General features: G+C 71.6%; 12 protein-coding genes and 2 pseudogenes. 8 read left to right on the top strand and 6 right to left on the bottom strand.

Annotated features, from left to right (window positions below; all coding sequences use genetic code 11):
- Positions 1–217: 217 nt before the first annotated feature.
- Both ACRYR2_RS19095 and ACRYR2_RS19090 read right to left on the bottom strand, forming a co-directional pair.
- Positions 218–637 carry a RidA family protein gene (locus ACRYR2_RS19095; protein ID WP_432564465.1) on the bottom strand — a complete coding sequence of 140 codons (420 nt, stop codon included), beginning with the start codon at positions 635–637 and terminating at the stop codon, positions 218–220.
- Positions 638–800: 163 nt separating this feature from the next.
- Entirely contained in the window at positions 801–1,538 is a 738-nt protein-coding gene (locus ACRYR2_RS19090) for a hypothetical protein (RefSeq protein WP_432564464.1), read from the bottom strand.
- 104 nt (positions 1,539–1,642) lie between these two features.
- Between ACRYR2_RS19090 and ACRYR2_RS19085 the strand changes: the two genes are divergently transcribed.
- Positions 1,643–2,476 (top strand): phosphotransferase, encoded by an 834-nt coding sequence (locus tag ACRYR2_RS19085; protein ID WP_432564463.1) that lies wholly within the window; start codon positions 1,643–1,645, stop codon positions 2,474–2,476.
- A 36-nt stretch (positions 2,477–2,512) separates the two neighbouring features.
- Here ACRYR2_RS19085 and ACRYR2_RS19080 read toward each other — a convergent pair whose 3' ends face one another.
- Positions 2,513–2,815 carry a hypothetical protein gene (locus tag ACRYR2_RS19080; protein ID WP_432564462.1) on the bottom strand — a complete coding sequence of 101 codons (303 nt, stop codon included), beginning with the start codon at positions 2,813–2,815 and terminating at the stop codon, positions 2,513–2,515.
- A 100-nt stretch (positions 2,816–2,915) separates the two neighbouring features.
- Here ACRYR2_RS19080 and ACRYR2_RS19075 point away from each other — a divergent pair.
- Both ACRYR2_RS19075 and ACRYR2_RS19070 read left to right on the top strand, forming a co-directional pair.
- Positions 2,916–3,295 (top strand): annotated as a pseudogene (locus ACRYR2_RS19075) (VOC family protein).
- Positions 3,296–3,501: 206 nt separating this feature from the next.
- On the top strand, positions 3,502–3,867 hold the full coding sequence (locus tag ACRYR2_RS19070) for a hypothetical protein (RefSeq protein ID WP_432564461.1): 366 nt from the start codon (positions 3,502–3,504) through the stop codon (positions 3,865–3,867).
- 464 nt (positions 3,868–4,331) lie between these two features.
- Here the strand turns inward: ACRYR2_RS19070 and ACRYR2_RS19065 are convergent.
- A pseudogene (locus tag ACRYR2_RS19065) lies at positions 4,332–5,492 on the bottom strand (IS3 family transposase).
- A 619-nt stretch (positions 5,493–6,111) separates the two neighbouring features.
- On the opposite strand from ACRYR2_RS19065, the gene ACRYR2_RS19060 reads away from it, so the two are divergent.
- Both ACRYR2_RS19060 and ACRYR2_RS19055 read left to right on the top strand, forming a co-directional pair.
- A complete protein-coding gene (locus tag ACRYR2_RS19060) occupies positions 6,112–6,777 on the top strand; it encodes a TetR/AcrR family transcriptional regulator (protein WP_432564460.1) in 666 nt (221 codons plus the stop codon).
- A 575-nt stretch (positions 6,778–7,352) separates the two neighbouring features.
- Complete coding sequence (locus ACRYR2_RS19055; protein WP_432564497.1) at positions 7,353–8,120, top strand: ABC transporter ATP-binding protein; 768 nt, start codon at positions 7,353–7,355, stop codon at positions 8,118–8,120.
- A 353-nt stretch (positions 8,121–8,473) separates the two neighbouring features.
- Here ACRYR2_RS19055 and ACRYR2_RS19050 read toward each other — a convergent pair whose 3' ends face one another.
- Positions 8,474–9,025 (bottom strand): hypothetical protein, encoded by a 552-nt coding sequence (locus tag ACRYR2_RS19050; protein WP_432564498.1) that lies wholly within the window; start codon positions 9,023–9,025, stop codon positions 8,474–8,476.
- On the opposite strand from ACRYR2_RS19050, the gene ACRYR2_RS19045 reads away from it, so the two are divergent.
- The 3 genes from ACRYR2_RS19045 (at position 8,924) to ACRYR2_RS19035 (ending at position 12,556) form a co-directional block, all read left to right on the top strand.
- Positions 8,924–9,538 carry an FtsX-like permease family protein gene (locus ACRYR2_RS19045; protein WP_432564496.1) on the top strand — a complete coding sequence of 205 codons (615 nt, stop codon included), beginning with the start codon at positions 8,924–8,926 and terminating at the stop codon, positions 9,536–9,538. The genes ACRYR2_RS19050 and ACRYR2_RS19045 overlap by 102 nt on opposite strands.
- 46 nt (positions 9,539–9,584) lie before the next feature.
- Complete coding sequence (locus ACRYR2_RS19040; RefSeq protein WP_432564495.1) at positions 9,585–10,682, top strand: ABC transporter permease; 1,098 nt, start codon at positions 9,585–9,587, stop codon at positions 10,680–10,682.
- 311 nt (positions 10,683–10,993) lie between these two features.
- A complete protein-coding gene (locus ACRYR2_RS19035) occupies positions 10,994–12,556 on the top strand; it encodes a flotillin family protein (protein WP_432564459.1) in 1,563 nt (520 codons plus the stop codon).
- Between the two features lie 196 nt (positions 12,557–12,752).
- On the opposite strand, the gene ACRYR2_RS19030 is transcribed toward ACRYR2_RS19035, so the two are convergent.
- Positions 12,753–13,277 (bottom strand): hypothetical protein, encoded by a 525-nt coding sequence (locus ACRYR2_RS19030; RefSeq protein ID WP_432564458.1) that lies wholly within the window; start codon positions 13,275–13,277, stop codon positions 12,753–12,755.
- Between the last annotated feature and the right edge of the window lie 255 nt (positions 13,278–13,532).

Raw genomic sequence — 13,532 nt, 5'->3', positions numbered from 1 at the left:
CCGGCGTCGCCGAGGCTCTCATCACGCCGGTGCTGGGCGCTGCAGAGCGATGGCCGACTGCCACCCCGTCCCGCGCCCCACCGGGCGTGCTGCAACCCCCGGGCTCATGCCGCCATCGAGAGCGTCCCTGCCACACGCGGTCCCCGACACCAGCCTCACGGGCAGTGCCGGGAGAACGTTCGGCTGCGGTAGGTCGGCCGTCGACTGGCGTCTGGGATCACCGCACAGGAGGTTCTGCGATGACTGCGACCGCCTCCACCTCCACCAGTTGGTCCGGCCAGCCCAGGACGCTCACGCCCAGCAGAGTGCTGGGTGCGTCGTGGTCGCCGAGGGTGCTGTGGACGACGTCCCACACGGCGTCGAGGTCGTCACGCTGGCTGCTGGCGACGTAGACGGTGCTCTTGACCACGTCGCTCAGCTCCGCGCCGGCCTCGCGCAAGGTGGTGATCAGGTTGGCCATGACCTGGTGCGCCTGGCCGACGTAGTCACCGACGGCGACGGTGTTCCCGTCGGCGTCCAGAGGGCACGCACCGGAGGTGTGGATGGTCTGCTGGGCGCCGGTGACGGCGGCGTAGGCGTAGGGCGCCTGGTCGGTGAGTGCGGCGGGGCGGATGAACGCGATGGCCTCGTTGGTCACGGTGGGCATCTTGGATCGAGGTGGAGATGTTGAGCACCTGGTTTGCCTGGGGCGTCGAGGACCGGCTGGGCGCCTTCCTCAGGTGGTTCTCGACTGCGCGCTGATCGGGGTGCGACCGAACGTCCACGACGGCGGGATGACCGTGCGGTTGTCAGCTGACGGTTCACCAGTAGTACGGCTGTGGCTGGCTGGGGTCGGTGGGGACGACGTCGAGTTGCGGGTCGTGCAGGAGCGCGGTGATCGCGGCGTTGCCGGCGGCGATGGTGGCGTAGTGCGGGTCGACGTCTCGGGTGATGCACCAGGCGTGGTCGGCCGGCCAGAAGAAGGCGGGGTCGGGTGCCCAGCCAGAAGGTGCGGCCGGCAGGTCTGGTCCCCAGTCGCCGAGGTCGTCGACGGTGCCGCGGAAGAGGTGGTAGTCGCGTTCGGGCAGCGAGACCAGCGGTGCGCCGGTCGTGGGCCGCCGCGCGCCCGGGGAGACGCCAGGTTGGGCACCGACCGGCGGCCTGAGGTGTTCCGGGTCGTCGGTGGGACGGGTGGGCCCCTGGGCCGGGGCGGCGGGTGGGCGTGGAGCGCGGCCGGTCAGGGTTCTGGTCGGGGTTCTGGTCGGGGAGGGGTGGAGGTCCCAGCCGTCCCACAGGAGGAAGTAGCACTCCTGCGGGGTGGTGGTGTGGGAGGTGAGGTGGGTCAGGGCGGTGCGCAGCAGGTCGGTTTCGGATCGGCCGTCGTCGCGGGCGGGGGCGTCGTTCTCGCTCTGGCCGGGGTGGGTGGGGTCGGGCAGGAAGAGCAGACGCGCGTAGGCGGGTAGTCCGCTGGGGCCCAGGGTGGTCAGCCTGTTCCAGGGCGCGGGGTCGTGGGTGATCCAGGCCGCGGGGGTGAGATCGGTGCACAGGCGCATGCTCATCACCGCCATGATCGTCGATGCTGGGGTGACAGGCGCGCGAACGGCGGGATGACCGTGGTGTCCGGGGGTTCGTCGGGCTCTGCCCGCTTGGCACACTCGCCTTCGTGACGAAAGACGCCTCCACCGACCCCGGGACTGGCCGATCACCCTGGTCCACGCAGGTTCGTCGGGCTGCTGCCGCCCTGGGGATGGCGAACGAGTCCCTGGCGGCGGTCGGTGGGGAAAGCGGCCAGACCTGGGCGTGTGGTGAGCACATCTTGCGCATGGGCGCCCCGGACGTGCTGGATCGGGAGAGGGCAGCCATGACGGCCGCCGCGAGCGTGGTGCCCGTTCCAGAGGTCCTCCAGGAGGCCCGGTACGTCGACGATCGAGGACGGGCTCACGCTGTGCTGCTGCTGACCCGGTTGCGGGGGCGCCCGGCCTGGGACGTCGGCGATCTGTCCCCGGCGCAGGCCCGTCGCCACGGCGAGGCGGGCGGTGCTGCGCAGCTCGCCCTCGCGGCAGTCGCGCCGCCGCCGGTCCTGGCGGGCGTACCCAACTCCACGCTGGCGCCGGAGGCGGAACCGCCGAGCCTGGCCGGTGGGGACAGCCTGCTGCACCTGGATCTGCATCCGCTGAACGTTCTCGTGAACGCGGCCGGCGAGGTCAGTGGCGTGGTGGACTGGGCCAACACTGCCGCCGGACCCTCGGTGCTGGATCGTGCCCGCACGTGGTCGATCTTGACGCTCGATCCCGCGGTGCTGGCCCGGCGCTTCGAGCCGCGCGTCGCTGCGCTGGTGCGGGGGTGGTCCGATGCCGCCGGGTTCGAGGACCTGCCGGCGCAGGCACGGGCGTGGGCCTGCCGGTTCATGCTCGACGACCTCGCCGGGCGCTACCCCGAGGACCGCCTGGCCCATGTGCGCCGACGATTGGACGCCGATACCGGCGCCGATCTCTAGAACCGCCGACGCATGCACGTCGGCAGGTGGCGAAGTTCACGGCCACTCGCACTCGGCGACCATCGCGGCCTGGCGCCGGCCCCGGGCCGGCTCTGTGCCGTAGCCGTCGAACAGGTTCGGCAAGGCGCCGAGGAGGTGCAGACGACGGGTTCGGAACACCCGTTCCGCCTGGTCGTGGAGCAGGGCCGGTACGGGCAAGGTGCCGGCGAGGTGGCGAAGGGCGGTGACCTCGGCGTGCTGGCGCAGCGAGGCACCGGGTCCGAGGTGGCGCTGGGTGACGAGGCCGTGGTCGCTGCGGGTCGCCTTGGTGTAGCCGTGTGGTGGTCGTTCCTCGGTCACGAAGCTCCCTGCTGGCGACGCGCGCCTCCGGGCAGACGTGCGATGTCCGCGCCGTGAGTGTGCGGCGGGGACGCTTGCAGACCTGGCTAGGGTTCAGAGGGTGGCCTCGTTGCGTGACATCGTGTTCGACTCCCGGCATCCCGCGTCGTTGGCGCGCTTTCGGGCCGAAGCGCTGGAGGGTTATCGGGTGGCCCCTTACGACGACGATGAACTCCGCCGTCTCGCTGCGGAGGGCATCGATGATCCCGAGGACGATCCAGCGTGCTCGTCGAGGCCGGCGCGAGTTTGCCGCGCTACTTCTTCGTGCTGGTGCCTGAAGGCAAGGTGGTCAAGAACCGGGTGCACCTGGATCTGAGCACGGGTGACCACCCCGCCGAGGTGGCTCGTCTGGTGGCGCTGGGGGCCAGCGTCGTCGGTGAGTACGAGGGGTGGGTGCAGCTGAGCGACCCCGAGGGGAACGAGTTCTGTCTCCTGCGGTAGCCGCAGGCGGAAGCAGTCCGACCGGGGTTGTCCTCGGTGCAGGGAACGCCCGGAGCCGTTGTCCAGCTGATCGGTGAGGAGGGTCGTGCCGTCGCGGACGGTGGCTCGGTCTCGGACACCGCATCGGTGCTCGTTCGTCCTAGCATCGGGGGGTGCTGGAGGGACGGTTGATCGTCGAGAGCTTGCGGGTGGGCGCTGAGGTGCGCGTGCCTGACCTGGTCGTGCTGCGCTTGGGCAGGCACGACGTCTCGGTCGACACGCAGCCGGGTGGATCTGCAGAGCCCGCCGTGTCCGGTGGTGGGGGTGCTGCGCCGGGTCAGCCGACGGTGTGGACGTTCCTGGACTTCACCGCTCCCGATGAACGTGCTGAGCACCTGGCGGCAGTCCTCTCCGATGCGCTGCAACCGCAGACGGGGTGGTGGGCGGACTTCGTGGTGGGTGCGGAGCACGTGGTGGTCTTCGCCGGGCGCGTCTTCCGGTACTGCATCGGTGATGCTGTTGCTCGTGAGGAGGCGGTCGCCTGGGGGCGGCGGGTCGGAACTCCTGCGCACCAGCTGGACTGGGGTGACTGACTGCGCGGACGAGTTGGCTGGTGGCGTGCTTTCGTGCATCCGCAGAAGGCGCGGCCTGCGGGATGGTCGTGAGCGGGGTGGTCGTGGGCTGGTGCCGGCGGCGGAGCGGGTTCCGGCAGCGCCCAGCAGAGCCGGGGGACTCCACGAAGAGCCGGGGCCCGAAGTGTGGGGTGTCTGGTCGCGCTGGGCGGTCTTCGGCGTCGCGGGATGGTCAACCTCGGGTGGTGGGCCGGGACCAGGACGCGGTCGAGAAAGTCTCTCAGGTAGGCGAGTTCCGTACTGAGCATGTTCGGAGGCTGTGATGAGGTCGAACACCCACCCCGCCTATGGTCTGGTCGCCTCGATCACGACCCAGTTCTCCGGACTCGCGTGTCGAGAGACGGTGACCGCTCGGACGCCCGAGAGGATCGCTCATGCCCAGGTCCTGTCCGCCGGGTTCGCTGCACGATCAGGTGACAGTTGCGTCACGCGGCCAGGGCGGCCGGCGCGGGCATGATGGTCTCGTACTCAAGGGGGGCAACCGGCCCAACCCGCTCTGCCGGCGACGGCGGTGGTAGGTCCGCTCGATCCAGGTCACGATCGCGATCCGCAACTCGTCGCGGGTAGCCCATACCCGCCGGTCCAGGACGTTGTTCTGCAGCAACCCGAAGAAGCCTTCCAGCGCCGCGGTGCCCCCGGCGGCATCGACGCGGCCCATCGATCCGACCAGGCCGTGGCGACTCAGGCCCGGGACGAATCGCCTCGATCGAAACTGCAACCCGCGGTCGCTGTGGACTCGGCAACCAGCGACGCTGAGGCCCTCAACGTACCGGCGCGCAACGGCGTGGGTCAGTGCACGGACGGCGAGGCGGGAGGTCATCCGTGGGTCGATGGAGTAGCCCAGGAGGCGGCGGGAGAACACGTCGTCGATGGCGCACAGACACAGCTTGACTTCGCCCGTCCAGTGCTCGGTGATGTCGGTGAGCCGTAGTTGGTTCGGGTCGCCGCTGCGGTGAACTTCCGTTGCACGAGGTCGTCGTGCACCGGTGGGCACGGTCGCTTGTCGTACTCGCTGCGCCGCTTGGCGAACGCGCTCCACCACCGGTTGTCTGAGCAGATCCGCCACGCCGTCCGCGCCGGCATCGGCTGCCCGGCCTGCGCGGCTTCCTCGTGCAGATGGTGGTAGCCGAACTCCGGGTCGTCGCGGTGGGCGTCGGACAAGGCGTGGGCGCGGTAAGACCGCTCCGACTCAGTGTCGGTGACCGGCTCGGCCAGCCAGCGGTAGGAAACCTGTCGAGCGATGTTCAAGGCCCGGCACGTGAGGGCCACCGGGATGCCCTCGTCCGTCCTGCTCCCTCACGAGCGGGAAGATCACTTTCCCGAGCCACGTCCTGAGCCTGCGGGCAGGTTGGCCTGGGACAGGTAGGCCGCGGCCCGGCGCAGGACCTCGTTCTCCCGCTCCGGCAGCTTGATCCACCGTCGCGTCTCCCGCAGCTCGGCGTTGTCCGTTGGCGTGCTTCCCGGCTTCACCCGGCATCCACATCCGCCTGGCGCATCCACTTCGACAGCGTCATGCCGTGGATGCCGAAGTCGGCCGCGCCCTGCTCCAACGTCACACCGGGGTCGCGGTCCCGGGTCACGCGCACGACGTCGTCCCGGTACTCGCGGGGGTAGGGCTTGGGCGCAGCGACATCCTTCCGGACTCACCCTCGGACGAGTCACCTCGGAGGTCACCCAACCGTGCAGCAGACCCATCCGAAGAACCATCGATGCAGGAGGGGGAGTGGTGGTGTAGCAGGTTCGACCCCGCGTTTGACAGAGGTGAGTGACTAACACCAAGGTGGCGGACAACTGTGGACGACTGGTCACCTGTTGAAGGGATGGCGTGATGCGCAAATGGATCCGGCGGCTGCGTGGTACCGGGGTGGTCGTCGATGAGGCGCCGGTGGCGGTGTTGCTCCCGGAGCCTCTGCGTGCCGAGGTTTCCGCTCTGCTCGGCAGGTCCGGCGAAGTCGCTGCGGTACGCCTCGTGCGGCAGTGCACCGGGTTGAACCTGCTCAGCGCCGTCCGGGCGGTACGTGCTTTGAACCCTTGACGAAGCGGTGCACGGGCCCTGCGCCCGTCTGGAGCGAGGGCCCGCGGTGGGCGGCGGTGCTGTGGACGGGCCGTGCTCCGTGGGCCGTGCTCCGTGGGCCGTGCTCCGGGGGGTCGGGTGTCCTGGCGGAGGCCGTCACCTCTTGACAAGTGTTAGTCACTAACGCAATCATGGTGTCCATGGAGCCGCCCGCACCACCCGTTCGTCGCCGACAGGTCGCCGAACGGCGAGCGAGCATCCGCTCGGCCGCGCTGCGGCTCTTCGACCGTCGTGGGTTCGCTCACGTGACCGTGGAGGAGGTCGCCCGGGAGGCGGGGGTTTCGCACCAGACGGTGTTCCGCCACTTCGCCACCAAGGAGGATCTGGTCCTCTCCCTCGCCGACACCACGAACGACCGATTCGTCGAACGCGTCGCCGAACTCGGCGCGACCGCTCCGGTGTTCCAGACGCTCGCGACGGCGCTGACCGACGCCCTCACCGAGACGTTCGATCAGGCCAACGGCACCGAAGTCCGCATCGTCCAGGACCAGGTGGCGGCTGTGGAGTCCATCCGCGCCCGGGCTGCCTTGCGTGACGCCGAGCGGCAGGACGAACTGGCCGAGCTCATCACCGCCCGTGAGGACTTCGGACCTGACTGCCGTGAGGATGCCGTGCTCGTCGTGGCGGTGTTCGGTGCTGCCTCGGTCATTGCCCAGCGACGCTGGCGAGCAGCCGGTGCCCGCACCGACGACCTCGCGCAGGCCTACGCCGACGTCCTCAGTCGGCTACCGGGGTTGCTGCACGACACCATGCCGGAACCTGTCGTCGCGCGATGGACCGGTAGCGCCCCTCGGTAGCGCCGGGCCGGGTGCCCCTGGCTGAGGACCGCACCAGCTTCTCCCACGCCGTCGCAGGTCCCGTCGCGCGCACCCTGCACCAGCGAGGCTCCTCTGCTGAGCCTTGCAGCACCGACCGGTTGCCGTCACGCCGCTGAACGCGGGAACACCGGTTCCCCGATCGCCGCCTCCCGTGCCGGACGCATCGGCCAGCGGCGTTCTCGGCCGACTCGGCGGCCTTGAGCCGTCTGCGTCCGCGCGATGCTCCGAAGACCCTCCCGGTGGTCCGCCGCCTCCCGTTCCTGCGCACGCAGACACGAACCGGCGACCGGTCGATCCACGACGGGTCCCCGTCAGTTCCGACAGCCAGAACCCGCCGACACCCGACGAAACACGGGTACCCGATTCCTTGCCGTGCGGTCGAAGGCCGGGCGACCACGCCCCATCTCCCGCACGAATCCGAAACCTCGAAGAACCCCGACCCCGAACGAAAGGCCAGTGCGGTGCGCAAGACGAGCAGACGTGGAGACCGGGACGAACAGGTCCCCGATCGGCAGTGGAAGTCCGCCCCGCCGTCTCAGGCCCAGGGTGGGTCGCTGACGCGGACGGTCCTGGAACTCACTGACGTCGTCAAGCGCTACGGCGGCCGCCGGCGCGAGATCGATGCCCTGGCCGGAGTGACGCTGCAGTTCCAGCGCGGCTCGTTCACCGCGGTTATGGGTCCCTCCGGATCGGGCAAGAGCACCTTGCTGCAGTGCGCCTCCGGGCTGGATCGGCCGACGTCGGGATCGGTGCGGCTGGAGGGCCACGAAATCGGCGGGATGGACGAGCGGCACCTCAGCGTGCTGCGTCGCGAACGCATCGGGTTCGTCTTCCAGGACTACAACCTGCTTCCCGCGCTGACGGTCGCGCAGAACGTCGCCCTGCCGGCCCGCCTCGCGGGGCATCGGCTGGCGCGTACGGCGGTGACACAGGCACTGGCCCAGGTCGGTCTCGAGCACCGCTCCACCGCGAGGCCGGGAGAACTGTCCGGGGGGCAACGCCAGCGGGTGGCGATCGCCCGGGCCCTGCTCGGGAAACCGGCCGTCCTCTTCGGCGACGAACCGACCGGCGCGCTGGACACCCGCACAGCGGGCGACGTCCTGAGGCTGCTGCGCGCCGCCGTCGACGAGCGCCAGCAGACGGTCGTCATGGTCACCCACGACCCGGTGGCCGCCTCCTACGCCGACCGCGTCGTCTTCCTCGCCGACGGGCGCCTGGACGGTGAACTGGGCCGATCCAGCGCGGAGCAGATCGCTGAGCGCATGGTCCACCTCGGCGCCTGGGGCGCCGTGGCCGGTGCGAGCGTGGGGGGAACGTCTTGAGCGGGCTGGCACTGCAGACGCTGCGGCGACGCTGGGTGCAGTCGGTGGCCACGTTCACCGCTCTCTTGTGCGGAACGGCGGTACTGCTCGCCTGCGGGAGCCTGCTGGAGACCGGGGCGCGCGGTGACGTCGCGGTGACCCGCCTGGGCGCTGCTCCCGTCGTCGTCACCGGCGACCCGACGCGCAACAGCGGTCAGGACGGCGATCCCGCCTACGGCGAACGCGTGCGGTTGCCCGACCAGACCGCGGCCGTCGTCGCCGGTGTCGAAGGTGTCGCGGGCGTGCTGCCCGACGTCACGTTCAGCTTCGCGCTCGGCGATGGCCAGACCCCGCTCGCGGGCCACGGCTGGTCCTCAGCCACCGCCGCGGGCTGTCACCTGCAGGGCAGCGCTCCCCATGGTGCTGCGCAGGTCGTCCTGGACCGCCGCCTGGCGGCGGGGTCCGCGATCGGAGGAGAGGTGGACGCCGTCGTCGGCGGTGCACGGGCGATGTGGATCCTCAGCGGCCTGGTGGACTGTCCCGCGAGCGCGGCACCCGCTGCCTTCGCCAGCGACGAGCAGGCCGCTGCCTACGCCCGGCACGGTGAGGAGGTGGACTCGATCGCCGTGCTCCTCGCCGACGGTGCGTCGGCGACCGAGGTCGCCGGACGCGTCCAGGCGGCGCTCGCCGAGCAGCTGCCCGACGTCGCCGCGCGCGTCGTCACCGGCGCGGACCGGGGCCTGGCGGAGGCTCCGCAGGCGGCCGGCGGCGGCGTCGGGCTCATCGCGCTGGCTGGTTCGCTCGGGGGCGCGGTCGTCGCGGTGATGGTCTTCGTCGTCGTCGGCACCACCGGCCTGGCGCTGCGCCAGCGCGAACGAGAGCTCAGCTTGCTGCGCGTTCTGGGCGCCACACCCCGTCAGGTGCACCGCGCGGTGCTCGCCGAGACCGCCCTGCTGGCTGCCGTCGCCGCCGGACCCGGTGTTGCGCTGGGGCTGCCACTGGGGCGCAGGGCGTTTGCGGCTGCTGCAGGACAGCGGGGCAGCGCCGTCACAGTTCCTGTTCCGCTCGGCGGGCGTTCCGGTGCTGGCGGCCTTCGGCGCGGTCGCGCTCGTCGCGCTGCTGGCCTCCTGGGGGGCAGCCCGTGGCCCGGCGCGGGCGCGGCCGGGGCAGGCACTGCAAGCAGCGGACGAACCGGCACGCCGACTCCCGCGGACCCGCGCGGTGGCCGGGGCCGTCGTCCTGGCCGGCGGTGCCGCGCTCAGCGTGGTCACGCTCAAGATCCTGCACGGCCCGGTGGCGGCGGCCACGGCCGGCCCGGCGGCGACGGTGTGGGCGGTGGGGTTCGCTCTGCTCGGTCCCGTCGTCGTCCGCCCGCTGGTCGTGGTGTGCAGTGCGCCGCTGCGCGCTGCGGGTGCGCTGGGCGAGCTCGCCGCCGATGACGTCCGCGCGTCGGTGTCGCGGGCGGTGGGCGTCGTCGTCCCGGTGATGCTGGCGGTCGGGTTGTCGACCAGCGCGGTGTACCTGCAGAACACCCAGCAGGCGGTGGCCACCGCTGCAGCCGCCGGGCAGGTGCACACCGACGTGGTCGCCACCTCCCCCACGGGGTTCACTGCCGCTGCGAGCGCCGAGGTCACGCAGGCGCTGCGGGCGGTGCCGGGGGTGGTGGCGGCCTCGCCGGTGGTCGCCAGCGCCGGTTACGTGGAGACTCCCCGACCGACTGGAGTGGCAGCGCAGTGGACTCCGGGTCCGGCCCGGCACGCCGTGCGGCTGCAGGGCCTGGACGCGGTGACGGGGGCGGGGATCCTCGGCCCGAGAGTGCGGTCCGGTGACCTGTCGGCGTTGCACGGGGACACGGTCGCGCTCTCGCTCAGCGCGGTGCGCTCGTCCGGCTACCGGATCGGGGACCGGGTCCCCCTTCGCCTGGGGGACGGTTCCCCGGTGGTGCTGCGCCTGGTGGCCGTCGTGGCCGACGTGCCCGGGGCGGACGGCCCCAGCGCCTACCTACCGGTCGACCTGGCCGCAGCGCACAGCACCACCGGAGTGCAGGCGATCGCGCTCTCCACCGACCCGACCGCGGCCACCGCGGCCGCCGCGGGAATCGCCCGGGCGGTCGCCCGTCTGGCCGACGACCACCCGGGACTGACCGTCTCGGCCGGAGCCACCGGCCCGCAGACGCCAGGTACCACGGTGAACACGTGGGCGGGCTACCTGCTGGCGGTGCTGGTGACCGGGTATGCGCTCGTCGCGCTCGTGAACTCCGCCGTCCTCACGGGCCTGTCCCGTCGCCGGGAACTGCTGTCCACCCGCCTCCTGGGGGCCCGCCGTGGAGCGCTCGCGCTGCTCGTGATCCTGCAATCGACGGTGCTGGTCGTCGCCGGGCTGCTGCTGGGGCTGCTGGTCGCGGCGGCGACGTTGGTGCCGTTCGCGTTGTCGACCACCTCCCGGGTCCTGCCCGCGGGTTCCCCGGCGGTGTTCCTCCTGGTGCTCGCAGTGGTCGCGGTCCTCAGCACCGGTGCGGGTCTGCTGCCGGCGCTGGGAGTCTTGCGCCGTCGCCCGGCTGCGGTCGCGGCCCGGCTGGGGTGAGGAGGTCAGAACCGGAGCAGCTGGCTCTGGTCGTTCGGGGAGAACCCGGCCCGACCTTCGGGCGAGTCGAGGATGCGCCGACGCACCATTCAGCCGGTGGCCGTCCTGCTCCCCCGGGAGGGGGGGCACCACGAGCAGTGATCAGCGCTACTCTGAGCGCAGGTGCGCCGGGAAGCCTGGTCGGCAAAGTGGTCGTCGATGTCCGGAACAGGTACCCGCACCACCCGCCCTGCAGCAGGCCGTGGCTCCCCGCCGCTGACGCCTCCCGCAGGAGCCGGCGCGGTCGCCTGCCGGGTGGGGAGTGGAGTGAGATGGACACCGTCGTGGACAACGTCATCCTCGTCGCCGCCGTGGTCGGCGCGCTCGTCGTGCTGCTGCTGGTGGCGTTCGTCGCGGTCAAGACGCGCTACAAGATCGCCAGCCCGTCCGAGGCGTTGATCATCGTCGGCAAGAAGGGGCGACCGGTGACCAACCCGCAGACCGGCGAGATGACGACCGACCTGTCAGGGCAGAAGGTCGTCATGGGCGCGGGCGTGTTCGTCAAACCGCTCGTGCAGCAGGCGCACCGGCTTTCGCTGTCGTCGGTGCGCATCCCGATCTCCATCCGCGGCGCGGTCTCCCGTCAGGGGATCCGGCTGAACGTCGACGGCGTGGCCATCGTCAAGGTGGGCGGCACCGAGGACATGGTCCGCGCTGCCGCGCAACGGTTCTTGCAGCAGCAGAAGGAGATCGAGCCGTTCACGCAGGAAGTGCTGGCCGGCAGCCTGCGCGGCGTCATCGGCACCTTGACCGTGGAGGAGATCATCCGTGACCGGGTCGCCTTCGCCCGCCAGGTCGAGGAGGAGGCCGTCACCAGCCTGAACAACCAAGGCCTGGTCCTGGACACCCTGCAGATCCAGGACGTCAGCGACGACGGCAACTACCTCAAGGACCTGGGCCGGCCAGAAGCGGCGAACGCCCGCCGCGCCGCGGAGATCGCCGAGGCGAACAACGCCCAGGAGGCCCAGCAGGCCAAGGCGCTGTCGGACGCGAAGATCGCCCAGGCCCAGCGTGACCTGGCGCTGCAGCAGGCGCAGTTCCGCGCCGACCAGGACAAGGCCGCCGCCGAGGCCGACGCCGCCGGCCGGCTGGCTGAGGCCGCGGCGCAGCAGCAGGTGCTGCAGGAGCAGGAGCGGGTGGCGCAGCGCCAGGCTGAGCTGACCGAACGCACCCTGGACACCGAGGTGCGCAAGCCCGCCGATGCGCGCCGTTACGAGGCCGAGCAGCAGGCGGCGGCGGGCAAGACCGCACGCGTGCTGGCCGCCGAGGCCGAGCAGCAGGCTGCGATCGCCGCCGCCCAGGCCGAGGCTGAGCGGGTGCGCCTGTCCGCCGAGGCAGAGGCCAACCGGGTCCGTCTGGCCGCGCAGGCCGAGCTGCAGCGGCGCACCGCCGAGTCCGACGCGGTCCGCCTCGAGGGACAGGCGCAGGCCGAGGCCCTCTCGGCCACCGGTGCGGCCAAGGCGCAGGCGCTGAGCCAGGAGGCGCAGGCGTTGAAGCAGTTCGGCGACGCCGCGCTCACCCAACGCGCGCTGGAGGTCCTGCCGCAGCTGGCCGAGGCGCTCGCCCGCCCCCTGGGTGCGATCAAGGACCTGACCGTCATCTCCAACGACGGCGCCGGGGCCCTGAGTCGTTCGGTGGGCACCAACCTGCAGCAGACGCTGGAAGTGCTGAAGCGGACCACCGGCATCGACGTCACCCAGATGCTGCAGACCCTCGGCGATCCCTCCCGCGACGCCCACGGACAGCCCGCGCACCAGCCCGCGCACGAGGCCCTCGGCGGGCCGCAGCCGGGAGACGGCGTGCCCGAGCGCGTCGACGGCGCCGAGCCGCGCTGAGGCAGACAGCGTTGGATGGTTGCTCGTTCTTCGGTGTGAGGTGAGTGCCGGGTTCCCCGACCACTTGCTCGTCGGCACGAGCGGACGTCCAAGACAGCGGGATGACCGAGCGTTCGACGGGCAGCGCTGAAGCGCGGTGACGCTGGGGGTGCTGCTCCCCGTCCTCGGCTGGTGGAGGGTGGTCAGCGCGCCGGTCTCACGGCCGCGGCCAGATCGGTTGGGCACGTTGCGCGGCCCGCTGGAACATCTCCCCGTCCAGCTCGTGCCAGGCCTGCTCGATGCCCCGCTCGGGCCACTGGCACAGCACCCGCAGGGGCCCAGGCGGCGGCAGCGGCCACAACCAGTACTCGCAGTCGATCACGCGGGCGCTGGCCTGCCCGCCACCACCGATCAGAACCGGGTGCGAGGGCAGCCAGGTGAGGTCGGGGGTGCCGTCGAGGCCGATGGGCTGCTCGCTCCAGGGGCCGGGGTCGGCGTTGGTGACCTGTCGCCCGTCGGCCAGCTCGAACCCCCAGCTCAACTGACCGGGCCGCCAGGTGGAGCCCCGCTGGCGGTGGTGGGGCGTGGTGAAGACCTGCTGGTACAGCTGCGGGTGTACCGCGCGCCCCTGGGCCCGCACCCGCACGCCCAAGGTCATGCTCAATCCGGTGGGGAAGGCGCTGAGGCCGCTGAGGGTGAGCACGGTGCTGCTGGCGCGGCCCAGCACCAGCTCGATGGGCACCACACCGGCCAGGACATCTTCCGGTGGGCCCTTCCACTCCGGCTGCTGGGGCTCGTCGTATTCGGGTTCTCTGTTCTCGGGCTCCTCGTTCTTGGCTGGACTGGCCTGTCGCGCGGCGGGCCGGGGCGGTTGGGGGAAGCGGGCCACGGCTGAGCCTCCTGGCGGTGAGGGGAGGGCCAGCATGCCCGATGGCATCCCCACGAGCACGGGCCTTAGCTGGAGGAGCCAGTAGGAGACCTTCCTTAAACCGCTCGT

This window comes from Kineococcus deserti (genome assembly GCF_050871945.1).
Classification (GTDB): Bacteria; Actinomycetota; Actinomycetes; order Actinomycetales; family Kineococcaceae; genus Kineococcus.
Note: the sequence above shows the minus strand (reverse complement) of the source record. Positions and strands in the feature narration are given on the sequence as shown.